Annotated in this window: 20 protein-coding genes; 15 read left to right on the top strand and 5 right to left on the bottom strand. The window is 68.3% G+C overall.

What is annotated here, in order from left to right; all coding sequences use genetic code 11:
• Positions 1 to 101: 101 nt before the first annotated feature.
• Together ASC66_RS15675 and ASC66_RS15680 are read right to left on the bottom strand one after the other, a co-directional pair.
• Positions 102 to 578, bottom strand: coding sequence for a hypothetical protein (locus tag ASC66_RS15675; protein ID WP_055841595.1), 477 nt, complete (start codon positions 576 to 578; stop codon positions 102 to 104).
• A 149-nt stretch (positions 579 to 727) separates the two neighbouring features.
• Positions 728 to 2,158, bottom strand: a complete 1,431-nt coding sequence (locus ASC66_RS15680) for an MFS transporter (protein WP_082492388.1) — start codon at positions 2,156 to 2,158, stop codon at positions 728 to 730.
• Between the two features lie 224 nt (positions 2,159 to 2,382).
• On the opposite strand from ASC66_RS15680, the gene ASC66_RS15685 reads away from it, so the two are divergent.
• Entirely contained in the window at positions 2,383 to 3,498 is a 1,116-nt protein-coding gene (locus tag ASC66_RS15685) for a ScyD/ScyE family protein (protein WP_162243520.1), read from the top strand.
• 64 nt (positions 3,499 to 3,562) lie between these two features.
• Here the strand turns inward: ASC66_RS15685 and ASC66_RS15690 are convergent, their stop codons facing one another.
• A complete protein-coding gene (locus tag ASC66_RS15690; protein WP_082492389.1) occupies positions 3,563 to 4,429 on the bottom strand; it encodes a serine protein kinase RIO in 867 nt (288 codons plus the stop codon).
• A gap of 264 nt (positions 4,430 to 4,693) precedes the next feature.
• On the opposite strand from ASC66_RS15690, the gene ASC66_RS15695 reads away from it, so the two are divergent.
• Positions 4,694 to 5,806 carry a hypothetical protein gene (locus ASC66_RS15695; RefSeq protein WP_157509823.1) on the top strand — a complete coding sequence of 371 codons (1,113 nt, stop codon included), beginning with the start codon at positions 4,694 to 4,696 and terminating at the stop codon, positions 5,804 to 5,806.
• A 35-nt stretch (positions 5,807 to 5,841) separates the two neighbouring features.
• Here the strand turns inward: ASC66_RS15695 and ASC66_RS15700 are convergent, their stop codons facing one another.
• The gene (locus tag ASC66_RS15700; protein ID WP_055841602.1) at positions 5,842 to 7,293 is read right to left on the bottom strand and encodes a flavin monoamine oxidase family protein; all 1,452 of its coding nucleotides are present in this window, start codon (positions 7,291 to 7,293) and stop codon (positions 5,842 to 5,844) included.
• Between the two features lie 430 nt (positions 7,294 to 7,723).
• Between ASC66_RS15700 and dnaK the strand changes: the two genes are divergently transcribed.
• The 8 genes from dnaK to ASC66_RS15740 all read left to right on the top strand — a co-directional run bounded on the left by dnaK (position 7,724) and on the right by ASC66_RS15740 (position 15,745).
• Positions 7,724 to 9,577 (top strand): molecular chaperone DnaK, encoded by a 1,854-nt coding sequence (dnaK, locus tag ASC66_RS15705; RefSeq protein WP_055841605.1) that lies wholly within the window; start codon positions 7,724 to 7,726, stop codon positions 9,575 to 9,577.
• 2 nt (positions 9,578 to 9,579) lie between these two features.
• Positions 9,580 to 10,176, top strand: a complete 597-nt coding sequence (locus ASC66_RS15710) for a nucleotide exchange factor GrpE (protein ID WP_055841609.1) — start codon at positions 9,580 to 9,582, stop codon at positions 10,174 to 10,176.
• A 154-nt stretch (positions 10,177 to 10,330) separates the two neighbouring features.
• Positions 10,331 to 11,341, top strand: a complete 1,011-nt coding sequence (locus ASC66_RS15715) for a DnaJ C-terminal domain-containing protein (RefSeq protein ID WP_055841612.1) — start codon at positions 10,331 to 10,333, stop codon at positions 11,339 to 11,341.
• A gap of 26 nt (positions 11,342 to 11,367) precedes the next feature.
• Positions 11,368 to 11,793, top strand: coding sequence for a heat shock protein transcriptional repressor HspR (locus ASC66_RS15720; RefSeq protein WP_055841814.1), 426 nt, complete (start codon positions 11,368 to 11,370; stop codon positions 11,791 to 11,793).
• Between the two features lie 146 nt (positions 11,794 to 11,939).
• On the top strand, positions 11,940 to 12,368 hold the full coding sequence (locus ASC66_RS15725) for a DUF6325 family protein (RefSeq protein WP_055841615.1): 429 nt from the start codon (positions 11,940 to 11,942) through the stop codon (positions 12,366 to 12,368).
• Between the two features lie 50 nt (positions 12,369 to 12,418).
• Positions 12,419 to 12,778: an SHOCT domain-containing protein gene (locus ASC66_RS15730; protein ID WP_235496955.1), complete on the top strand. Its 360-nt coding sequence runs from the start codon at positions 12,419 to 12,421 to the stop codon at positions 12,776 to 12,778.
• A 39-nt stretch (positions 12,779 to 12,817) separates the two neighbouring features.
• Complete coding sequence (locus ASC66_RS15735) at positions 12,818 to 13,966, top strand: class I SAM-dependent methyltransferase (protein ID WP_055841621.1); 1,149 nt, start codon at positions 12,818 to 12,820, stop codon at positions 13,964 to 13,966.
• A 96-nt stretch (positions 13,967 to 14,062) separates the two neighbouring features.
• Positions 14,063 to 15,745 (top strand): alpha/beta hydrolase, encoded by a 1,683-nt coding sequence (locus tag ASC66_RS15740; protein ID WP_055841817.1) that lies wholly within the window; start codon positions 14,063 to 14,065, stop codon positions 15,743 to 15,745.
• Positions 15,746 to 15,857: 112 nt separating this feature from the next.
• On the opposite strand, the gene solA is transcribed toward ASC66_RS15740, so the two are convergent.
• Positions 15,858 to 17,066 (bottom strand): N-methyl-L-tryptophan oxidase, encoded by a 1,209-nt coding sequence (solA, locus tag ASC66_RS15745; RefSeq protein ID WP_055841624.1) that lies wholly within the window; start codon positions 17,064 to 17,066, stop codon positions 15,858 to 15,860.
• Between the two features lie 194 nt (positions 17,067 to 17,260).
• Here solA and clpS point away from each other — a divergent pair, with 194 nt between their 5' ends.
• From clpS to ASC66_RS15770, 5 genes are all read left to right on the top strand, one after another.
• Positions 17,261 to 17,569, top strand: a complete 309-nt coding sequence (clpS, locus tag ASC66_RS15750; protein ID WP_082492392.1) for an ATP-dependent Clp protease adapter ClpS — start codon at positions 17,261 to 17,263, stop codon at positions 17,567 to 17,569.
• 37 nt (positions 17,570 to 17,606) lie between these two features.
• A complete protein-coding gene (locus ASC66_RS15755; protein ID WP_055841627.1) occupies positions 17,607 to 18,161 on the top strand; it encodes a DUF2017 family protein in 555 nt (184 codons plus the stop codon).
• Positions 18,162 to 18,294: 133 nt separating this feature from the next.
• Positions 18,295 to 19,107 (top strand): SDR family NAD(P)-dependent oxidoreductase, encoded by an 813-nt coding sequence (locus tag ASC66_RS15760; RefSeq protein WP_082492393.1) that lies wholly within the window; start codon positions 18,295 to 18,297, stop codon positions 19,105 to 19,107.
• Positions 19,108 to 19,376: 269 nt separating this feature from the next.
• Positions 19,377 to 21,470, top strand: a complete 2,094-nt coding sequence (locus ASC66_RS15765; protein ID WP_055841633.1) for a purple acid phosphatase family protein — start codon at positions 19,377 to 19,379, stop codon at positions 21,468 to 21,470.
• 62 nt (positions 21,471 to 21,532) lie between these two features.
• The coding region (locus ASC66_RS15770; protein ID WP_055841636.1) for a purple acid phosphatase family protein at positions 21,533 to 23,127 on the top strand (1,595 nt) is incomplete at its 3' end.

A 23,127-nucleotide genomic window follows, 5' to 3' on the forward strand; every position in this document is an offset into this window, starting at 1 on the left:
CAATGTCCGCGTGGCAATGTCTGGGTCAGGAATGAGAAGGCGCGGTCGCCGAATCCGCTTGCCCATGACGGCTCAGGGCCACGGGCAAGCGGTGGGGGCGACTAGGCGTAGCAGACGGTCAGGTCTGATTCCGGCACGGTTTCCGTGCCGCGAATACCCGTGTCGATGCTCGGGTCGGGAACGTCGTAGCCCTTCTCTCGCAGGCACTCGACGGTCTTCATCATGCTGTCCATCTGTTCCGCGTCCGTCAGCTTCTCGCCGGCGGTGGGCGGGTCACCGAGCTCCTCGTAACACTCAGCTCCTGCTTCATTGATGCCGGGAAGGTCCTCGACGATTCCCTCGCCGGGCTGGGGATCCTTCACGTCGAATCCCTTGTCGCGGAGGCACTCTGCAACCTTCATGTCGTAGGCGTCTCTGGCGGCCTCGAACTCGGTGTCGCTGAGTGGCGCTCCCTCCGACGCACCGGGAGCTTCTGACGTTGCGCCCTCTGGCGCACACGCGGCGAGCATCAGAACGAGGGCAGGCACTGCGAGCAGTGCCGCGATCGTGGAGCGATGGATTCTTCGTGGTGCGCGCATTGCTGGTCCTCTTCAGGTGGGGTGCTGACGGTGCTGGGCAAAGGCCCAACGGTGTCCATGCAACTCACCTCGCCGTTGCGGCAGCGTTCACGAAAACGAATACGCGCACGATAGGCGGCCCCCGCGGCATCACCCGCCCAGGACTGGGGCTAGCGCAGCTGTTCCTGCGTGGCCTTCACGGGGATCAGTAACGCCAGGCCGAGCGCGATCACGAGCACGATGCCGAGGATCCCGTAATACGGTTCCCCGAACCAGGTGACGAACAGTGCGAACATCGTCGGAGCCAGGAAGCTCACGGCGCGACCCGTCGTGGCGTAGAGGCCGAACACCTCGCCTTCGCGTCCCGGAGGAATGAGACGCGCGAGGAAGGTGCGGCTGGCCGACTGGGCCGGGCCGACGAAGAGGCAGAGCGCGAGGCCGGCCGTCCAGAACACGATCTGCCCGCCGTCGTGCAACACGAAGACGAAGGTTCCGCTCACGATCAGGCCGATGAGTGCCGTCACGATCACCGGCTTGGCGCCGAGCTTGTCATCGAGCGCACCGACCGCGATCGTCGAGATGCCGGCGACGACATTGGCTGCGATGGCGAAGATGATCACCTCACCGGGGGAGAAGCCGAAGACGGATGCCGCAAGCACCCCGCCGAAGGTGAAGACGCCGGCCAGGCCGTCTCGGAACACGGCGCTCGCCAGCAGGAACCAGACCGTCTGGCGGCTCTCCTTCCAGAGCTTGGCGATGTCGCGGCCGAGGCGCGCGTAGGAGGCGAAGAAGCCGACCTTCTCACGTCTGAGTGCTGCGGGCGCGCGGTACTCCGGCACGGCGAAGAGCACGGGAAGCGCGAACAGGCCGAACCAGGCGGCCGCGACGAGCATGGTCACGCGCACGTCCATGCCGTTCTCGTTCGTCACGCCGAAGAGGCCGACCTCCGGGCTGATGAAACCGAAGTAGACGATCAGCAGCAGCACGATGCCGCCGAGGTAGCCCATGCCCCAGCCGAACCCGCTGACACGCCCGATCGAGCGCGGCGTCGAGACCTGGGCGAGCATCGCGTTGTAGTTGACGCCGGCGAACTCGAAGAACACATTGCCAGCCGCCACGAGCACGAGGCCGAGCATCAGGAAGGCCGGAGAAGGCTCCACGAAGAACATGCACGCCGAGAGTGCGACGACGACATAGGTGTTGACGGCGAGCCAGAACTTGCGCCGACCGGAGGCGTCGGAACGCTGGCCCGTGATCGGCGCCAGCAGTGCGATCAGGAGGCCCGCGATGGCGAGCGCCCAGCCAAGCTGCGCCTCGACGGTGCCGGACGGGCCGAAGCTCTCGCTGGTGAGATAGACGGTGAAGACGAAGGTGGTGATCACCGCGTTGAAAGCGGCCGACCCCCAGTCCCAGAGTCCCCAGGCCAGGATCCGACCCTTGCGGGCGGACTGCGCCGCAACCGCCGCGACCTGGGCGCTGTCGATGCCGACCGTCGCCGCCGCGGCATCCGTGTTCGTCAACGGTGCCGGCGGGAAGTTGCGCGGGGCGGCGGCATTGCCGTTCGCATCGAATCCGGCGCCGGGGTCGCGGGGGTCTGTCATGCCTACAGGGTAGTGGTGGCGGGCAAACATCGGGGTGATCGGCCCGACGGATGCCGCGACTATCACTTCCTGAGAAGTGCTCGCATCCGCGCGGATCGCGGGCTACACTGGCGCGTGTTGTCGCCTCTGCGACAGCGCCGGGTAGTGGATCCCGAGAGCGTAGGCGCTCTGAAGGCCACCTTTTCGGGACCCGGAGACCATTCCTCAGTAGGGAGTCTCTGTCCATGAAAACTCGAATTCTGACGTTGGGCTGCGCCCTGGCCGTCGTCTCGCTCATCGTCGCAACGCCGGCTCAGGCCGCGCCGGGCATCGGCGACCCGCAGAACACGGCCGAGGGCCTGAACACGCCACTTGGTCTCGCCATCGACCAGAGTGGTCGCGCCTACGTCTCCGACAACTTCGGTGGCACCCTGTCGCTGATCGACAAGAAGGGGGCGGAGACCGAGCTCGTCTCCGCGCCCGGGTGGGAAATCACGGCGCCTGGCGTCAGCGGCAAGACCGTCTACTACGTGCAGGCCTCAATGGATCACCTGAGCTCGACGCTCAACACGCTCAGCAACGGCGTCACGACACCGCTCGCCGACATCGCGGCGTTCGAGGCCGCCGAGAACCCCGATGTGGTGAACACCTACGGCTTCTTCGACCTCACCGCAGAGTGCGAGGCCCAGTTCGTGCCGTTCCCGCCATACCCGCCACTCGGCATGCCGAGCTACTCCGGCATCATCGACACCCACGCCTACGCCTCGGCGATCGTCGGCACCGACGTCTACATCGCGGATGCCGGAGCGAACGCGATCCTGAAGGTGACGGCCGCCGGTGACATCTCGGCGCTCGCCGTGCTGCCGCCCAGCGAACCGATCACGGTCGGGGAGGCGCAGGCCGCGGAGTCGAACTGGCCGAGCTGCGTGATCGGGCACGGTTACCGCACAGAGCCGGTGCCGACCGATGTCGAGCTCGGCCCGGACGGCTGGCTCTACGTGACCACGCTGCCCGGCGGCCCGGAGGACCCGAGCCTCGGCGCGCGCGGCTCGGTCTACAAGGTGGACCCCAACTCGGGAGCGACGCAGCTGGTGGCGACCGGCTTCGCCGGCGCGACCAACCTCGCCGTCGCGCCGAACGGCACGATCTTCGTCGCCGAACTGTTCGGTGGCCCGACCGGAAGCGGGCAGATCTCGACGGTGTCACCGGGCGCGAACACGCCGACGCCGCTGCTTGAGCTGCCGATGCCGGCGACCGTGTCCGTGCGCGCCGAGGCGTTGTACGTGACCACCGACGCCCTGGTGCCGGACGCCGCCGCGCTCACGGTGGTGAAGCTGAAGGGCATGGCGAACCGGCGCTGACCCCAGGGGATCGCGGGTGGGCGTGCATGCCCACCCGCGATCCCCACCGGAGCATCCGCACGGTCTAGAACATCTCGGCCACGAGCTCGCCGAAGACGGCATCCGCGTCACAGATCAGCCCCTGGCGGGTGAACCAGGTGCAGACGTTGACGCAGTCGCGGTAGAGCATGTCCATGCCGCCGGGGTTGCTCACCACCTCGACGAGCTGCGGCAGGTCGATCACCACCACCCGGCCGCGATGGACGAGCAGGTTGTACGCCGAGAGGTCGCCGTGTGCGACGCCGGCACGTGCGAAGCCACGCATGATCTCCACGACCTGTTCATAGAGCGGCCACAGCTCGGCGGCGGTGCCGCGCTGCTGCGCCAGTCGAGGGGCCGCGCTCCGGCCCTCTCCGATGAACTCGAGCAACAGTTCGCTGCCGTTCACCTGCACCGGGTATGGGACGGGCAGGCCGCGCTCGGAGAGCATGCAGAGCGCCTCGAACTCGGCCGCCGCCCACCTGCTCGCGGCGACGCTGCGGCCGTAGCTGCTGCCGCGCGCGATGGCGCGGGTGTCTCGCGTGTTGCGCATGCCCCGGCCCTCCGTGTAGCGAGAGGAGCGGTGGAAGTCGCTCATCTCCGGGCCGCGGTAGCGCTTGGCGGCCAGGATGACGCTCTGGCCGGGTGCGGTGACGTCGGCGTCGGGCACGGCGCGCTCAATCAGGAACACGTCCGCCTCCTTGCCGGTCTTGAGGATTCCGAGCTCGGTGTCGATGGCGCCGGCCGATGTCACCACCCAGGCGGGGTGGGGGCGCGGCCCGCGCTCGCTCGGCGTGACCGCCAGCCAGGTCGACCAGCGCTGATCGTCTCCGGGGTCGGTGAGGTTGAAAGTGGGGATGGGGAAGAATGCGTCAGACGACGCGGGGCGCGTGAACGCCGTGTGTATAGACACTGTGGTTGCTCCAGGCAGAGGCCACGGAGCGCTCGGCGGATGCCGGCTGACTCAGAATGTGGCCAGATCAGAAAGAGAAGGAACGGGGCGCATGTCAAAGACAGTCATGGTGTTCAACTCCTCTCCTGCTGGCCTCGGCGTACATCGCCGATCGGGTGCGTGCGGCACGGACTGTGGCGCAGGACCGCGTTCATAGTAGCCCGACGCGACGCAGTATCGCCAGTACTTCCAGGCATTGTCCGGCGCTCTGGCTAAGCTCGGCCCATGAGAATGCTCGTGGGGGGCCTGGCCGTTGTCGCGGTGCTGTTGCTCGCGGGGTGTAGCTCGGCGCAACCTGTCGGAGCGGGGACCGCCGCACCAACGGATGATGCGACACCGAGCGCATCCGCAACGCCGACCGCAACGCCGAGCGACACCCCCGAGCGCGCGCGCCCTGTCTCCCTAGTGGGCATCGGTTGTGAGGAGCTGGTTCCTCTCGCCGAGCTCGAGAACGTCGTCGGGGACGGGACAGTCCTCGTCGACCCGACGGGCGAGCAAGCGAATGCGTGGTCGGCGACCCACGCGAGCTTCGCGTATGCAGGCGGCCTCTACTGCAGGTGGAGCGACTCGATGGGGCAATACCGGGCAATGGCCTCGGTGACGCCGAACGCCACAGCCGCAGCGGAGCAGATCGCTGCCGAGTTCGAGACGGACCCAGCCCTGGAGGAGCTGTCATCATGGTGCTCGATCGATGGCTGCAGGGCGACAGGCTTCGTCGGCGATTTCCACGTGACAATCGCCGCAGTGCCAGAGCAGCCCGACGGCGCGGATTCCGCAATGACGCAGCTGCGCAAAGCCACGTATGGCGTGCTCGTTGCACTCCCGCCCGTTGCGGCGCTCCCACCGCTGTCGGCGCTCTGGGGTGATGCCCCCGGCTCCTGTGCCGAGCTGCTTCCGGCCGAGCAGCTGGGCATCGCTGCCAACGTCGATAGTCTGACGTACAGCCCCGGGTACGCCTATGAAGATTCGAGCGGCAGTGACCACGCCCTGCTCACCGCTGGAGGTTTCGCCTGCAGGTACTGGCCGGGCGACTCAAGCGGAAATGGCTCGATCCGGGTGCTGCCGGACGCCGCGCCCGCACTGCAGCAAGTGCAGGCCGTCGCGCCAGAATCAGAATCGGTCGTGATCGACGGCGTTCCGGACGGGGCCGCAACCGTGGAGTGCTCGAGCAACGGCGAGCCGGCCTGGTCGGCGGGGAGCACCGGCGTGTGCACGGTTCATGTGCCGGCCCGCGGCGCGTGGGTGACCGTGGTGGCAAGCGGCACCGGCGACGTGCGGGTGGCGATCATCGAGCGCGCGCAGCTGTTGACGGCGGCGGTCGTCGCCGCTTTGGTCTGACCCGCACCCCCAGTATGGCGGCGCGGGGCGCCCGACTACCCCAGCGCGGTCAGCACCTGATCCGCCGCGGCGGCGCCGGAGTTGCGCGAGCTGTGCACGGTGCTCGTGGTCATTCCCGCCCAGAACAGGGCGTTGTCGATCGGGGTGTTGAGGCCAGAGCGACGTGAGAATGGTCCCGGGTAGGCGCCCCGGGCGAACCGGTCCTTCGACCAGTCGTAGGTGGAGGCGCCGACGTACTCGAGGCCAGGGTCGCCGACGAGCTTCCGCACCGTCTCGAGCCCGGCGGCATGACGCTCGTGCTCGGCCAGATCGAGTAGCTCCTGCGCCTTGCCGCCCGTCATCCACGTGACGATGAGCTGTCCGTTGTAGCCCGGGGTGCCCTCCGATGCGTTCCAGATGGTCGGCGGGTTCTTGTCGAAGCCCACCAAGACATCCCAGTCCGGCTGCACGGTCTGGTCGGCGGCGACGACCCGGTGGTCGAACTCGAGAATTCCCTTGAACACGGGCAGATAGAGGATCTCCTGCAATGCGGCCTGACGTGCGGCCGGCAATGGCGGGTTGAAGGTGATGTCCCCGTTCTTCAGCACACCGCCGGGCACCGCGAGCACCACCGTGCGCGCCTTGTACGTGCTCGGGCCGACCTGCACCTCGACGCGGTTCTTCTTGCGGTAATCGATCGAGCTCACCGGGCTGTTCAGGATGAGCGGGATGCTGGCGGCGAGCGGCTGCAGCACCTGCTTGTAGCCGCCGATCACGCGGTAGTCGCCGTAGGCCTCCGGGGGCATCACACCCGACTCACTCTGCATCTCAAGCGCGAACTCGAAGTCGCCGAGCACGAAGATCGCGGGAAGCACGTCGAACTGCTCTGAATCCCCCTCGATCACGAGCAGCGAGATCGGGTAGTTGGAGCGGGGCACGCCGATGCGCGTCAGCCAGGCCTCGGCAGTCTCGCCGTTGTGCGGCTGCGGCACACCGTTCGGATACGAGGGCGCGCCCTGCGGAAAGTGGAACGACTCAACGTTCTTCGCGTCGATGAAACGTGAATCGCTCACGTTGTACTTCGCATACTTGTTCTCCCAGCGATGTGTCGCCAGGCCCTGCTGCTCAATGAGCCCCCAGGTCGACACGGCATTGCCGTGCACGAGTTCGGCGCCCCGCTCGAACGGGATGCTCAGCGAGGTGCTGTCGGTCCACAGGCGACCGCCGGTGCGGTCGCGCGCCTCGAGTACGAGCACCTTCTTGCCCGCATCGGCGAGCACGCGGGCCGCACCGAGACCGGATGCGCCGGCGCCGATCACGATCGTGTCCCACATCTTGTTCAGTGACCAGTCGACGCCGGGGGAGGTGCGTGCGCCCGCGGTGAGGAAGGCGCCGGCCGCTGCGGCGGCGGCGAAGCCGACGACCGAGCGTCGAGTGATGTCGCCGAGGCCCGTCGGCGTCGGATCTGAGTCGGGCGCTTTCGCGGATTGCATCTCGGTACCGGTCATGACACGTCCTCCATCGTCGGGGCGCGCCCGGGATTGAATTCTGAGCATCGCGCGCCATCACGCTTAAATCCCGAACATTGGTCGGGATTTCCCCGAGTATGGGCCGAATACTTGCTGTTCCGACAGCTTTGAGCGGCGATTGTTGCGAGTTCGTTAGCTTTCGCTTCGAATTGTGCATGGTTCGTGAGTGGCGGCGCGAGCCGCTTACGCGAGCCGTCGCGGGTATCCGCGCGTCGCGGCGGCCGTGTTGCTGAGAGTTGAGCGTGAGTGACTCAACTTTGGCGGCATCCGTTTGACTCCCAAAAACCGTTCTGGAATACTTGAGTCATCAAGGCTCAAGTCTTGACATAAGGACTTCGGTCGCTGGCCTCTAGGCCGTGACCACAAGCCGACGGCCGGCAGACAACGGCCGGCAGAAGGAGAGAAACATATGTCACGTGCAGTAGGAATCGACCTCGGAACCACGAACTCGGTCGTCAGCGTTCTCGAAGGTGGCGAGCCCACCGTCATCGCGAACGCCGAAGGCTTCCGCACGACCCCCTCGGTCGTCGCATTCACCAAGGACGGCGAGGTGCTCGTCGGTGAGACCGCCAAGCGCCAGGCCGTCACCAACGTCGACCGCACCCTCGCATCCGTCAAGCGCCACATGGGCACCGACTGGACCACCGACATCGACGGCAAGAAGTACACGCCGCAGGAGATCTCGGCCCGTATCCTCGGCAAGCTGAAGCGCGACGCAGAGCAGTACCTGGGTGACACCGTGACGGATGCCGTCATCACCGTCCCCGCGTACTTCAACGACGCCGAGCGCCAGGCCACCAAGGAGGCCGGTGAGATCGCGGGCCTCAACGTGCTCCGCATCATCAACGAGCCGACCGCGGCAGCTCTCGCCTACGGACTCGACAAGGGCAAGGAAGACGAGCTCATCCTGGTCTTCGACCTCGGCGGCGGAACCTTCGACGTCTCCCTCCTTGAGGTGGGCAAGGACGACGACTTCAGCACCATCCAGGTGCGCGCGACCTCCGGCGACAACCGCCTCGGCGGCGACGACTGGGACCAGCGTGTCGTTGACTGGCTGATCAAGCGCTTCAAGGACTCCACCGGTGTCGACGTCTCCAACGACAAGATCGCCAAGCAGCGCCTGAAGGAAGCAGCGGAGCAGGCCAAGAAGGAGCTCTCCTCGAGCACCAAGACCAGCATCCAGCTGCCCTACCTCTCGCTCACCGAGAACGGCCCGGCCAACCTCGACGAGACGCTCACCCGCGCCGAGTTCGAGAACATGACCAGCGACCTGCTCGACCGCACGAAGAAGCCCTTCGAAGACGTCATCCGTGAGGCAGGCGTCAAGCTCTCCGACATCGCGCACGTCGTGCTCGTCGGTGGTTCGACCCGCATGCCCGCCGTCAGCGAGCTCGTCAAGAAGGAGACCGGCCAGGAGCCGAACAAGGGTGTCAACCCTGACGAGGTCGTCGCCGTCGGCGCCGCACTGCAGGCCGGTGTTCTGCGCGGAGAGCGCAAGGACGTGCTGCTGATCGACGTCACCCCGCTGAGCCTCGGTATCGAGACCAAGGGTGGCATCATGACCAAGCTCATCGAGCGCAACACGGCCATCCCGACCAAGCGCAGCGAGACCTTCACCACGGCCGACGACAACCAGCCGTCCGTCGCGATCCAGGTCTTCCAGGGCGAGCGCGAGTTCACCCGCGACAACAAGCCGCTCGGAACCTTCGAGCTCACCGGCATCGCCCCGGCCCCCCGTGGCATCCCGCAGGTCGAGGTCACCTTCGACATCGACGCCAACGGCATCGTGCACGTGTCCGCCAAGGACAAGGGCACCGGCAAGGAGCAGTCGATGACCATCACCGGCGGATCCTCGCTGGCCAAGGATGACATCGAGCGCATGGTGCGCGAGGCCGAGGAGCACGCGGCCGAGGATAAGGCCCGTCGCGAGTCCGCCGAGGTGCGCAACAGCGCGGAGCAGCTCGTCTACTCGATCGAGAAGCTCATCAAGGAGAACGACGACAAGCTGCCAGAGGACGTCAAGTCCGAGGTGCAGGGCGACGTCGACGCTCTGAAGAGCGCGCTCGCCGGAGACGACGACGCCGCGGTCAAGACGGCCTTTGACAAGCTGGTCGAGAGCCAGGGCAAGCTCGGCGAGGCGATCTACGCCACCTCGCAGGCGGATGCCGCAGCGGCCGACCCGGCCGAGCAGCCCGCCGACGCGTCCTCCGATGAGGACGTCGTCGACGCCGAGGTCGTCGAAGACGAAGAAGACAAGAAGTAATCATGGCTGACAACAACCAGCCGATCGATCCGAACGAAGGCGACGGCCTGGATGACGAGATCATCCAGGCCGAAGGCCCCGACGTGGAAACCCACGACAACGAGGGCCTGGGCGCGGAGACGTTGGGAGAGGAGGAGCTCACAGTGGACGACATCCTGAATGCCGTCGCAGCTGAAGAGGCCGACCCCACCGCCGAGCACCTGGCCGACCTCAAGCGGGTGACCGCCGAGTACGCCAACTACCGCAAGCGCACCGAAGCCAACCGCGAGGTTGAGCGCGAACGCGCCGTCGGTTCGGCCGTCTCGGTTCTGCTGCCGGTTCTCGACGACCTCGACCGTGCCGAGAAGCACGGAGACCTCGAGGAAGACAGCCCATTCGCCACCATCGCGGCGAAGCTGCGGGCCGGCGTCGAGAAGCTCGGACTCAGCACCGTCGGCACCGTTGGCGAGCCATTCGATGTCGCCGTGCACGAGGCGATCTTCCAGCAGCCCACCCCGGGCGTTGAGGTCGAGACCGTTGCCGACGTCGTCGAAAAGGGTTACTACCTCGGTTCCACCCTGCTCCGACCTGCGAAGGTCGTCGTGCAGGTGCCTGCCTAACAGCACGGCTCGTGGGGGCGGATGCACCGGCATCCGCCCCCACATTCATAGACTTTCAGTGCCGCTCGCGGCGGCACACCACTGAGATTCACATCTCAGACATTCACATCACAGACGTTCACATCACAGACATTCATCACGGAAGGAGGCGCGCATGGCAAGCCAAGACTGGTTCGACAAGGACTTCTACAAGGTTCTCGGCGTCTCGAAAGACGTGAGCGAGGCCGATCTCAAGAAGACGTATCGCAAGCTCGCCCGCAAGTACCACCCCGACTCCAACCCGGGTGACGCCAAGGCCGAGGAGAAGTTCAAGGAGATCAGCGAGGCGCACTCGGTGCTCTCCGACCCCGAGCAGCGCAAGGAGTACGACGCCGTACGCGCCATGGGCGGCGGGGCGCGATTCACCGCACCGGGCGGCGCAGGCGGCAACGGCGGCTTCGAAGACGTCTTCGGCGGCATGTTCGGCGGCGGCGGAGGTCGCAGTCAGCAGCAGTACACCTTCCAGCAGGGTGGCGGTGCCGGCTACGAAGACCTGCTCGGCGGGCTCTTCGGCCAGCAGGGCGGCGGCCGCTTCGGCCAGCCGAGCGGCGGCTACCGCGGATTCGGCGGGCCGAGCCGCGGCAACGACATCACCGCGAGCGCCACCATCGACTTCATCACGGCCACCCAGGGCGACACGATCACGCTGCAGACCAGCGACGGCCGCCCGATCAAGGTCAAGATCCCCGCCGGCGTCGCCGACGGTCAGAAGATCAAGCTGCGCGGCAAGGGCCAGCCGTCGCCAGACGGCGGCGAGCCCGGCGACATCATCCTCACCGTCACCGTGCGCAAGCACCCGGTGTTCGAGCGAGACGGGCTGAACCTCCGCGTCACCGTTCCCGTCACCTTCGTCGAAGCCGCCCTGGGCGCAACGATCGAGGTGCCGACCCTCGGCGGCGACCCCGTGAAGCTGCGTGTGGCGCCCGGAACGCCGAGCGGCCGCGTGCTGCGCGTCAAGGGCCGCGGTGTCACGACGGCCAAGGGGGTCGGTGACCTGCTCGCGGTCGTTCAGGTCGCGGTGCCCTCCCACCTGTCGAAGGATGCCGAGGCGGCCCTCGAGGCCCTGCGCGATGCCCTGCCGGATGAGAACCCCCGCGAGGACCTCCTCGCCAAGGCCCGGGGCTAACCATGAGCGGCGGAGCGCACAGCGGCATGGACGAGCATGCACCGATCTTCGTGATCTCCGCGGCCGCAGAGCTGGCCGGCATGCACCCGCAGACGCTGCGGCAGTATGACCGGCTCGGCCTGGTCGAACCCCAGCGCACGCCGGGCAAGTCGCGCCGCTACTCGATGCGTGACGTGCTGCAGCTGCGTGAGATCGCCGAACTCAGCGCCGCCGGCGTCAGCCTCGAGGGCATCCGGCGGATCCTCGAGCTCGAGAACCGCGTGAACGCGCTGGCCCGGCGCGTGCACGAGCTCGAGGGCGCGCTCGCCGATGAGATGCTCAACCGTCCGGGGCGGCGCGTCTTCGCCGCCGGGGCGCAGGGCGACGTGATCTCGCTCAAGGCCGGCACCCGCGTGCGGCGCTCGAATGCCGTCGTCGTCTGGCGACCGCTCGGCAACGGCGAACGGCACTAGCAGGCGGATTTGCCCGAAGCGGCGCACGCACTCGTGCCCGAGCGGCTCGCGTTGCTGTGCGTCGCATTCGGATTTCGGCTCGGCTCTGGTGCCAGCGGGTCCGCGCGCGCTACGTTGTTGCTCAGCTCACGAGACGAGGAAGTGCCATGGCGCAATTTGAATTCGGTCCAGTTGACATCTCGGTTGTGTCCTTCGCCGGGGATCGCCCCGACGACGCCACGATCGCGGCCATCGAAGAGCTGATCGAGAGTGGCGAGATCGCCGTGCTCGACCTCCTGTTCGTCTCCCGCGCGCAGAACGGTGACCTGACCGTCACCGAGTTCGAGGACGTCGGCGAGGAGTGGGGCTTCACCCGCATCGAGTTGCCGGCATCCGGCGTGATCGGTGATGACGACGTTGACGACCTCGCCTCCATGATCGAGCCTGGGCGCTCCGCGGCCGTCATCGCCATCGAGCTGGTCTTCGCCAAGCGGCTGACCTCGAGACTCGCCGAATCCGGCGGCCTCGTGTTGCACAGCGAGCGCATCCCCGCCGCGGTGGTCAACGCGGTGCTCAGCGACGCCAGCGACGACTGACCGCCCCGTCCCACATTTGTTCTCAACCGATCCACAACTGAGGAGTCGACATGCCACTTCGTAGAATGGGCCGTCCCGGTCTGATTGGAATGGCGGCCCGCACGGCCGTCGTCGCTGGAACTGCCACCGCCGTCAGCGGCGCGGTCTCCGGCAGGCAACAGCAGAAGGCCCAAGAACAGGCCGAGGCGAACGCCTACGAGCAGCAGCAGCAACAGGCTGCGATGCAGCAGGCGGCCCAGCAGGCCGCCGCGCAGCAGGCAGCGATGCAGCAGGCCGCCGCTCCGGCGCCCGCCGCGGCTCCGGCCGTCGACGGGCTCGTCGCCCAGCTGCAGAACCTCGGCTCGCTGCGCGACCAGGGCCTGCTGAGCGACGCCGAGTTCGCAGCGGCCAAGGCGAAACTGCTGGGCTGAAGGCGCCGGATTCGGCCCGTCGCCGGTTAGCCTTGCCCTATGGATTTTTCGGCTCTGCGGCGCTGGCCCGACATCGAGGCTGAGAATCTCTTCGCCGTCGACGCCAGCGACCGACTGATTCTCGACGAGGCGGCCGACGCGCTCGCGGCGGCGACAGCCAACGAGGTGGTGGTGATCGGCGACCGCCACGGCGCCCTGACACTGGGTGCGCTCGATCTGGTAGCCGATGGCGGGGCGGATGCCGGCGGCATCCGGGTGCACCAGGATGCCCTCTCCGGTGCGCTCGCCCTCGCCTCCAACGCCCAGGCATTCGGGCTCGAGAACGACTACCGCTCGATCGCGCTCGGCGTGGAGAAACACTCCCGCGAGCTGCTGGCCGGCGCGCGCGTGGTGCTGCTGCAGCTGCCCCGGGGCCTGGACGCGCTCGACGAGATCGCCGCGGCGATTGCCGCGCACGCCGACCCCGACGTCGTCGTCGTCGCCGGCGGCCGGATCAAGCACATGACGCCGGCGATGAACGAGGTGCTCGGCGAGCACTTCGCGCTGGTCGAGGCGAGCCTCGCCAGGCAGAAGTCCCGCGTCCTCCGGGTGCGGGGACCGCGCCACGACGTGGTCGGAGGGTGGCCGCGCACACAGCAGCATCCCGACCTGGGGATCGTCGTCGCGGCGCACGGTGGCGCGTTCGCGGGCACATCGGTCGACATCGGCACCCGTTTCCTGCTCGGGCACCTCGCCGAAGCCGCGCTCGGCGCGCGCACGGCGATCGATCTCGGCTGCGGGACGGGCGTGCTCGCCACGAGCCTCGCCATGCACCGCCCCGGCCTGCACGTGTTGGCCAGCGACCAGTCGGCGGCCGCCGTCGCCTCGGCCTGGGACACCGCCCTGGCCAATGGGGTCGGCGAGCAGGTGAAGGTGGTGCGCGACGATGGCCTGAGCCGGCAGCCGGACGGCAGCGCGGAGCTCATCGTGCTGAACCCGCCGTTCCACGTTGGCGCGGCCGTGCATACCGGCATCGCGCTCAAGCTGTTCGAGCACGCGGCCAGGGTGCTCGCCCCCGGCGGCGAGCTCTGGTGCGTCTGGAATTCCCACCTCGCCTACACGCCGGCCCTGCGCAGCATCATCGGCCCGACACGGCAGGTCGCGCGCAACACCAAGTTCACGATCACGGCCTCGACCCGCGCCCAGTAGCCCGCGGCGCGGCACAGCGTCATGTCGCGGAGCGGAGCCTCCGGCTATGACATGATCGCGAACATGAATGTGGGGACGCCGGTGCCGGGATCGACAGTGGGCACGACACACGCCGAGCGGTCGCTGCCCGGGCGGAACTGGTGGCGGCTGGATGCCGGGGGCGTCGTGCTCGGCTTCGTGCTCGCCGCGCTCTCACTCACCCCGTCGCTGCTGCCCCGCCCGGCGCTCCTCCAGGGCGTGATCGCCGGCCTCAGCTTCGCCGTGGGCTACGCCGTCGGTGCGCTCCTGCTCGCACTCGTCCGTCCGCTCCTCCGCCGCGCGACCACGTGGCGGCCGACATCCGCCACGGTGCGGCGGGCCTGGATCAGCTTCGGCATCGTCGCGCTGGGCCTCGGGGCGTGGTACGGGGTGCTCGCCGTCGGCTGGCAGAACGAGGTGCGCACCCTCGTCGAGATGCCTCCCGTCGACGGCCTCGCCATCGCCGCGTTCTTCCTCGGAGCCGTGCCGGTTGCGGCGCTCTGCCTGCTCATCGGCCGCGGAATTCGCGGGCTGTACCGCGCCACCGCGCGGCTCGTCGGCCCCGCCCTGGGCGTTGCGGGCAGCGCGCTGCTCGTCGGGGTCGGCGGCTTCGTGCTCGTCTCCGTGCTGATGGGGGCGCTTGACGCCATCTACGCCGAACGCAACGCCGCGCCGGCCGACTGGGTGCGCGAGCCCACGAGCGAGTTCCACTCCGCCGGGGACGATTCACCGATGGACTGGCAGACCCTCGGGCGCCACGGCACCGCCTTCCTGGGAGGCGGCCCGAACGCCGAGGACATCGCAGGCGCCACGGGAACGGCGGCGCTCGAGCCGATCCGCGTCTACGCCGGGCTGCACACGGCCGACAGCACGGAGGGACGCGCCGAACTGGCCGTCGCCGAGCTCAGGCGCACCGGTGCCTTCGACCGCTCGGTGCTCGTCGTGGCCACCGCCACCGGATCCGGCTGGCTGGAACCGCAGACGACGGACGCCATCGAATACCTGCACGGCGGAGACACCGCGATCGTCTCGATGCAGTACGCGTACACCCCGAGCTGGGTGTCGTTCGTCTTCGACCCCGATGCGCCCGTCGACGCTGCCCGGGAGCTCTTCGACGCGGTGCACGCCGAGTGGGCGGCGCTGCCGGCATCCGACCGCCCGCAGCTGGTCAGTTACGGCCTCAGCCTGGGCGCCCACGGCAGCCAGTCGACCTTCGCCGACCTGGAGGATCTGCGCACCCGCACCGACGGAGCCCTCTACGCCGGCAGCCCGAACGGCACGCCGCTCTGGCGCGAACTGCAGGCCGCCCGCGAGGAGGGCAGCCCGGCCTGGCAGCCGGTGCTGAACGGTGGGGCCGAGGTGCGCTGGCTCTCGCACGCCGGCGACTTCGGCGCCGTCGACGGGCCGTGGACCGCGCCCCGCGTCGCGTATCTGCAGCATGCGACCGACCCGGTGACCTGGCTCGGGCCCGAGCTGCTCTGGGCGGAGCCGGACTGGTTGAAGCCCGATCAGCGGGCGGATGACGTGAGCCCGGCGATGCGCTGGATTCCCGTCGTCACCGCGCTGCAGGTGGTGGTCGACATGTTGATGGGTGAGACGGTTCCGGCCAGCCACGGTCACAACTACGGCGATGTCGTGCTCGACGGCTGGGGAGCGGTCACCGGCGACGGCGGCCTCGACGCGGCCGCGGTCGACCGGATTCGCGCGATCATCGCCGAGTACGCCGCCGTTCAGCCGGTCGGCAGCTCGGTCGGACAGTAGACCACCCCGCGCTGTTGTCCCCTCGTCGAGACTGCAGCTTCGGGCGGCAAACGGCGTCTTAATACCCGAAGCTGCAGTCTCGGCGAAGAGGTGAGGGGCGAAGCGGGTGGGCTCAGGCGAAGCGGGCCGGGTCGATGAACGCCGTGTCGACGAGCTGCGGCTCGTCGAGGGCGAAGCGGGCGAGGATCTCGCCGAGCGCCGGAGCATGTTTGAAGGCGTGGCCGCTGTCTCCGCCACCGACGATGACCCGCGGATGCCGGGGCGAGCGCCCGACCACGAACTGGTCATCCGGCGAGATCGTCACCATGCACGGGTCCACGCGCGCCGGCAGCGACTCGATGCCCGGAACCGCCTTCGCGAGCAGCGCGGACACCTGGCGCCAGTCCGCCGGCGTCACGCCGCGATCCAGCTGCTCCGGGTCGATCCGCACGCGTTCCTGCCAGATGTCGCCGACGCCCGCCTTGATCAGGGCGCCCTTCTCCGGCCCGGCGACGGCGCCGACCGTGCCGTGGCCCCAGAGCACCTCGCTCTCGCTCAGCTGGCGCACGAAGACGGGCAGCCGCTCGAGCGCGAACTCTGTTGCATCCGGTGCCGCGACATCCGAGGGGGCATGTGAGGCACCGTCGGCCGCCGTCGCGCGCGGCCCGAACCAGGTCATCGGGGTGCGGATCGGCTGCAGCTCGATCCACGGCAGCTCGGCCGCGAGCCAGGCCCCCTGCGCCAGGATCACGCGGTCGGCCAGCCACTCGCCCGTGGCCGTGCGCACGATCACGCCGTCGTCTCCGGGCTCGACGGCGAGCACGCGGGTGTTCTCCACGACCGCTGCGCCGAGGCTCCGCGCGCGATCGACGGCCGCGCGGATCGTCGGTTCGGGGAACGCAACACCCGCGCCGGGGTCGAGCACGGCGACATCCGTCTCCGCAAGTCCGGCCAGCTGCGGGTAGCGCTCGGCCAGCTCCGCATGACTGAGATCGGTGAGGGCCAGGCCGTGGGCGGATGCCGCGGCGCGGGTGCCGGCGATCACATCCGAGTCGGGGGCGCCCATCATCACGCCGCCAGTGATGCGCAGCAGCTCCTCGCCGCTGTGCTCCTCCAGCTCCCGGTACAGCGTCTTGGCAAGCTGCGCGATGGGCGTGAGGTCCGGGTGCTCGAGGCAGGCCTCGCGGAACAGCCGGGTGGCGCCGTGGGAGGAGCCGAGCGGGTGGGCGAGCGTGAACTGTTCGAAGCCGACGACGCTCACCCCGCGCTCGGCCAACCGCCAGAGGGCATTCGCGCCCATCGCACCGAGTCCGACAACAGCCACATTCACGCGTTCAACCACCTCTCGACCGTAGCAAGCGGGGCTCAGCCGTTCGGCGACACGGCCGCGCTCCCATCGTCGAGGCTGCGCCGGAGATCGCGCGTCGTCGCAACATCCACGATTCGCGGCAGCTCAGGGCGAATGGCCGCCTGCCTCCCGGCGCCGCCGCCCACGCGGGCGGGTGCGCGCCGCCTCGGCGTGGGAGACTGGGAACGATGTCGAAACTGCTGGAAACCACCGAGACGAGCACGGACACCGCGACCGCCAGTGATGCCGCTGCGCGCTTCGCCACCCCGTGGCTCGTGATCGTCTGGGACGACCCGGTGAACCTGATGAGCTATGTCAGCTACGTCTTCCGCAGCTACTTCGGTTTCAGTCGCGAGAAGGCCGAGCAGCTGATGCTGCAGGTGCACACCGAGGGCAAGGCCGCCGTCGCCAGCGGCAACCGCGAGCAGATGGAGCGCCACGTGGAGGCGCTGCACGGCTACGGCCTGCAGGCGACGCTGATGAAGGACACGCCGTGACGTCGCACCGTGAACGACGCACCGTGACGGCCGCCGCATGAGCCGCATCGTCGCCGCCGGCAGCCGCAGCGACCTGCTGGCGTCCGGCGGAACGCGCGCCGTGCTGCTGCAGTTCGACGAGGATGAGGCCGAGGCGCTCGCCTCCCTCGCCGCCCAGATCGAGTCCCTGCTCAGCGAAACGGACCCGTCGGCCCCCGAGCTCACCCGGCTGTTCCCCGTCGCGTACAGTGACGATGCCTCCGCGGCGGCCGAGTTCGCCCGCTACACCCGCCCCGAGCTGCAGAAGCGCAAGGTCGACGCCGCCGTGTCCGTGCGCGAGGCCGTCGAGGCGGCATCCGCCCTCGGCATCGACGACGAGCGTTACACGCACAACATCGAGCTCGGCCCGGACGCGGTACTGCCGTGGCTCACCTTCCTCACCGATCTGCGCCTCGTGCTCGCCGACTCGATCGGCGTCGACGACGACGGCTCGATTCCGGACGCCGCGAGCGAGGAGCTCGCCCAGCTGCGCGAGCTGCAACAGGGCGTCTACGACTGGGCGGCCTTCCTGCAGGACTCACTGGTCGCGGCCCTCGAGGTCGAGCTGCCGTAGCGGCTTCATCTGGCGCCACCGGAGTCTGTGCGCACCGTCGTCGCCGACTATCGCGTGCCCGAGGCCTTCGCCACGTACGGTGAGCTGTGACGGCCGGACCGGTCAACCCCCGAATGAAGAAGGTGCACTGAGCTTGACTACGACACAGCGACACGACGGACGCGTGGTGATTGTGACCGGCGGTTCCGCCGGGATCGGCCGGGGAGCTGCGGAGGTGTTTGCAGCCGAGGGTGCCCACGTTGTCGTGCACGGGCTCACCGACGAAACCGTGCGGGATGCCGTCGAGGCCATCGTCTCCGCCGGCGGCAGCGCCGTCGGTATCCACGGGGACGTCGCGGACGAGGACACTCACCGCCGGGCCGTCCAGCTGGCGCTGAAGGAGTTCGGCCGGGTCGACCACCTCGTCACCTCGGCCGGCATCCAGACCTACGGCGACGCCGCGACCACACGCCCGGCGGATCTCGACCGCGTCTACGCGGTCAATGTGCGCGGGGTCTTCCTCGCCGTGCACGCCGCGATCGAGGAGATCCGCATGAACCACGGAACGATCACCCTGATCTCCTCGGTGCAGGGTGTTGCCACCCAGAACAACGTCGTCGGCTACACGATGACGAAGGGCGCGCTGAACGCGATGGCCAGGGCGCTCGCCGTCGACGAGGCCGCGTACGGCGTGCGGGTGAATGCTCTGTTGCCGGGATCGGTCGACACCCCGATGCTCCGCACCTCGGCCGCGGAATGGTCAGACGGCACCCCGGAGGGTATCGAGGCGACGATCGCCGCCTGGGGCACATCTCACGCGCTCGGACGCGTCGGACAACCCCGTGAGATCGGCGCGGTGTGCTCGTTCCTCGCCAGCACCGAGGCGAGCTTCGTCACCGGCGCGGAGATCCGCGTCGACGGTGGTCTGCTCGCCCGCATCGCAGCCGCGCTGCCCGTCAAGGACTGAGCTCGCGGCATCCGCGCCACGATTCGGCGCGGCAGCCGTCGCGCAATGGTGAGAGAACTCCAGCTTCGACGCTGCGAAACCGGTCATTCAGTGTCTCCCGGGCAAACTCCGTTCCGGGCGAATGAACTGCACGCGAAGCCTCTGTGAACTGGACCGCGTCGGTCGATGTGCCCCGCTAGCTTGAGCAGCGTTGCACGGGGTGGGGGCGCTGTGCATCACTCGACCATGACTGACGCACTCGCGTCTCGGCCTAAGGAATACCCACACAGATGATCGGCTCCGTCTTTCAGCGCGCGGTGAATTCACCGAAGAAACGCGCAACTCTCCTGGCGGGCGGCCTCGTCGCTGCGCTCGCCCTCGCAACGGTCGGTGGTGGCATCGCGAATGCCGCGGGCGGCCTCGCCCCGCCTCCCGTGCGCCCGGCAACCGTCCACGTCGCCAGCGCCGTCCCGGACCGCGTGATTCTCACGCCGTCGACGACCCCGGCATCCACCCAGAACGTCTCGTGGCGCACCTCGCTCGACGTCGTCGCCCCGCAGGTGCAGCTCGCGCCCGTGACAGACGGCCCGATCACCGCCACCACGACGACCGCGGCCGTCAGCACCACCGAGTTCGCCACCGACCTCGGCTACACGATCAAGTACCACACGGCCACCCTCACGGGTCTCACAGAATCGACCAGCTATGTGTACCGCGTCGGCGACGGTGACACCTGGAGCGAGTGGTTCGAGTTCGAGACGGCATCCGCCGGCGCCGAACCGTTCAGCTTCCTGGTGCAGGGCGATGCGCAGAACGACGTCAAGTCCTACGCCTCCCGTGCCTTCCGTGCCGCCTTCGAGGCGCGGCCGTACGCCAAGGCCGTCGTGCACCTCGGCGACCTCATCGACACCGACATCTCAGACGCAGAGTGGGGCGAGTGGTTCTCGGCAGCCGGCTACCAGAACGCCTACATGAACGTGATGGCGACGCCGGGCAACCACGAGTACTACCCGGGCCCGACGCTCACCAAGTATTGGGCGGCGCAGTTCGAGTTCCCCAAGAACGGCCCGGCCGACACCCCGGCCATCGAGGCGCAGTTCAGCGAGAACACCTATTTCACCGACTATCAGGGCGTGCGTTTCATCTCGCTGAACGCCTCGCAGATCAACGGTGCCGACCTCACCGCCCAGACCTCCTGGCTCGACCGCGTGCTGGAGGAGAACCCCAACAAGTGGGCGGTCGTCTCGTTCCACCAGCCCGTCTTCTCCGTGACATCCGGTCGCGACAACAAGACGATCCGTGACGCCTGGCTGCCGGTCTTCGAAAAGCACAACGTCGACCTCGTGCTGCAGGGCCACGACCACGCCTACGGCCGTGGCAACCTGTTCGCCAACGAGCAGAACCTGCCGGAGGGCGCAAACCCGGCCACGAGCCAGACGGGCCCGGTGTACATGGTGACCGTCGCCGGACCGAAGATGTACGTGCCGGACGACCCGAAGAACAACAACTGGATCAACAACGGCGCGAACCTGCGCAGCATGAACCGTGACACCCAGATGTTCCAGACCGTCGATGTGACGGCCGATGAGATCCACGTTGAGAGCCGGGATGTGACCGGCGCGCTCTTCGACGCTTTCACCATCACCAAGACGGATGACGGGGCCAAGCTCGTCACCGACGACGCGGAGGGCCGCCCATCTGGGCCGGGATCGACCCGCCCGTCGACCGGCAGCCCGGAGCTGCCGACGCCCGTGATTCCCGGTGTGAAGCCGACCGAACCGCCGGTGAAGCCCACGGAGCCCCCGGTGAAGCCGACCGAACCGCCGGTGAAGCCCACCGAACCGCCGGTCAAGCCGACGGAGCCCCCGGTCACGCCGACGGATCCGCCGGTCACACCGAGCACCCCTCCCGTCACGCCGACGGATCCGCCCGTGACGCCGACCGACCCACCCGTGACCCCGCCGACCGAGCAGCCAGGGCCGCTCGAGCTCTCGGCGACCGGAGTCGCCGCCGGAGGCATGCTCTCCATGACGGGAACCGGTTTCAGGGCCAACGAGGATCTCGAGGTCACCCTGCATTCGGATCCGATCATTCTCGGCTACCCGACGGCCACGGCCGACGGCAGCTTCGCCTTCACCGTGCGTATTCCGGCCGGAGTGCCGGCAGGCGAGCACACCGTGATCGTGCGAGGGCTGGAATCCGGCGCCACCGCGGAGGCCTCGATCACCGTGCTGCCGCTCGGCTCGCCCAGCACCGGGGTACGCGACCTCGCCAGCACCGGTGTCACGGTGGGAACGACGCTCGCCGTCGCCGGCGGCGCGCTCTTCGTCGGCTTGCTGGCTCTGGCGTTCACGCGCCGACGCCGGACGGGGGCCACGGCATGAGAACGCGACAGAAGACATCGAATCCACCCCCACAACTCAGCTTCCAGAAAGGCACTCAGCCCATGACGAACCCGTCATCGTGGTTCCGTCGCGGAGCGCGCATCGGTTCGGCGCTCATGGCCGCGACACTCGCCGGCGCACTCCTCGTGCCCGTGCTCGGGGCACCGCAATCCGCGGCCGCCGCGACCGCAACCCCGATCGAGCAGCACGGCCCGTCAAGGATCCCGGATCGCATCGTGCTCACTCCATCAGGCGATCTGGCGCGCAGCCAGGCCGTCACGTGGCGCACGGCGACGGGGGTCACCACCGCGCAGGCACAGCTGCGGGTGGCGACGGCCGAGCCCTATCGCAGCGACCTCACCACGGTCGATGCGACCGACAAGGTTCAGGTTGATACGAGCTCCGGGTACTCCGAGCTGTTCCACACCGTTGAGTTCGCCGGCCTGACGCCGTCGACGCAGTACCAGTACCGGGTCGGTGACGGCACGAACTTCAGCGAGTGGCAGCACTTCACCACCGCTGCGGCCGCTGCCGACGACTTCTCCTTCATCTATCTCGGCGATGTGCAGAACGGCATCAAGTCCGACGCGTCCCGCGTCATCCGCAATGCCTTCCGCGACCGCCCAGACGCCAAGATCGTTCTGCAAGCCGGCGACCTCATCGACGACGCCAACGACGACACCCAGTGGGGCGAGGTGTTCGATGCGGCCGGCTACAACTTCGGCACGCAGAACTTCCTCGCCGCGGCCGGCAACCACGAGTACGAGGGCGCGGAGCTCTCCAAGCAGTGGCAGGCACAGTTCGCGTACCCGGACAACGGGCCGCAGGGCAGCGCGGAGGTCGAGGCGCTGCTCGACGGCACCGTCTACTACTCCGACTACCAGGGTGTGCGCTTCATCTCGCTGAACAGCAACATCACCGAGGCGTCGGCGCTCGCCGTGCAGACGGAATGGCTGAAGCAGACGCTGGAGACCAACCCGAACAAGTGGACGGTGGTCTTCTTCCATCACCCGGTGTTCTCGCTCGACGAAGGCCGCAACAATCGCGCGATCCGCGAGGCCTGGTTGCCGCTGTTCGAGGCGAACAACGTCGACCTCGTGCTGCAGGGCCATGACCACAACTACGGTCGGGGCAACACCGATGCGGCCGAGGAGGGCAACCCGGCCGAGTGGAACCCCGAGCTCAACTACGACGGCCCGGTCTACGCGATCTCGGTCGTCGGCTCGAAGATGTACGACGGAGCCGGGCCGCGCCTCTGGAACGAGAATGCCGCCCACCTGAAGAAGTTGCAGGGCGGCATCCAGCTCTACCAGCTCATCGACGTCTCCGGTGACACGATGCGTTACGAATCTCGCACGGCCGACGGCGAATACTTCGACGGCCTGACCATCGTCAAGAACGAGGCGGGCAAGGCCGTTACAGATGACACGGCGCCGCAGGACATCGACCCGGGCAACCCCGGGCCGTGCCTCGGCTGTGAGCCCAATCCCGACCCCGGCCCCGGCGAGCCGGGCACCCCCGACGTGACCGTCGACTACACCGTCGTCGGCGGGATCTCCTCGGTGAGCAAGGCGAACGCGAAGCTGCCGGCTGGCAGTGCGTACTCGGAGAAGAAGGATCTGCTGTACCTGGGTGACCAGAACTCGCAGAAGATCTC

The organism is Leifsonia sp. Root4 (genome assembly GCF_001425085.1).
Taxonomy (GTDB): domain Bacteria; phylum Actinomycetota; class Actinomycetes; order Actinomycetales; family Microbacteriaceae; genus Microterricola.

Excerpts from the sequence above, each read along its gene's own strand:
- ASC66_RS15710 (WP_055841609.1), top strand. The coding sequence starts at position 9,580 with ATGGCTGACAACAACCAGCCGATCGATCCGAACGAAGGCGACGGCCTG.
- ASC66_RS15720 (WP_055841814.1), top strand. The coding sequence starts at position 11,368 with ATGGACGAGCATGCACCGATCTTCGTGATCTCCGCGGCCGCAGAGCTG.
- ASC66_RS15730 (WP_235496955.1), top strand. The coding sequence starts at position 12,419 with ATGCCACTTCGTAGAATGGGCCGTCCCGGTCTGATTGGAATGGCGGCC.
- ASC66_RS15755 (WP_055841627.1), top strand. The coding sequence starts at position 17,607 with ATGAGCCGCATCGTCGCCGCCGGCAGCCGCAGCGACCTGCTGGCGTCC.
- ASC66_RS15700 (WP_055841602.1), bottom strand. The coding sequence starts at position 7,293 with ATGACCGGTACCGAGATGCAATCCGCGAAAGCGCCCGACTCAGATCCG.
- clpS (WP_082492392.1), top strand. The coding sequence starts at position 17,261 with ATGTCGAAACTGCTGGAAACCACCGAGACGAGCACGGACACCGCGACC.
- ASC66_RS15715 (WP_055841612.1), top strand. The coding sequence starts at position 10,331 with ATGGCAAGCCAAGACTGGTTCGACAAGGACTTCTACAAGGTTCTCGGC.
- ASC66_RS15725 (WP_055841615.1), top strand. The coding sequence starts at position 11,940 with ATGGCGCAATTTGAATTCGGTCCAGTTGACATCTCGGTTGTGTCCTTC.
- ASC66_RS15675 (WP_055841595.1), bottom strand. The coding sequence starts at position 578 with ATGCGCGCACCACGAAGAATCCATCGCTCCACGATCGCGGCACTGCTC.
- ASC66_RS15685 (WP_162243520.1), top strand. The coding sequence starts at position 2,383 with ATGAAAACTCGAATTCTGACGTTGGGCTGCGCCCTGGCCGTCGTCTCG.
- ASC66_RS15680 (WP_082492388.1), bottom strand. The coding sequence starts at position 2,158 with ATGACAGACCCCCGCGACCCCGGCGCCGGATTCGATGCGAACGGCAAT.
- dnaK (WP_055841605.1), top strand. The coding sequence starts at position 7,724 with ATGTCACGTGCAGTAGGAATCGACCTCGGAACCACGAACTCGGTCGTC.
- ASC66_RS15695 (WP_157509823.1), top strand. The coding sequence starts at position 4,694 with ATGAGAATGCTCGTGGGGGGCCTGGCCGTTGTCGCGGTGCTGTTGCTC.
- ASC66_RS15765 (WP_055841633.1), top strand. The coding sequence starts at position 19,377 with ATGATCGGCTCCGTCTTTCAGCGCGCGGTGAATTCACCGAAGAAACGC.
- ASC66_RS15735 (WP_055841621.1), top strand. The coding sequence starts at position 12,818 with ATGGATTTTTCGGCTCTGCGGCGCTGGCCCGACATCGAGGCTGAGAAT.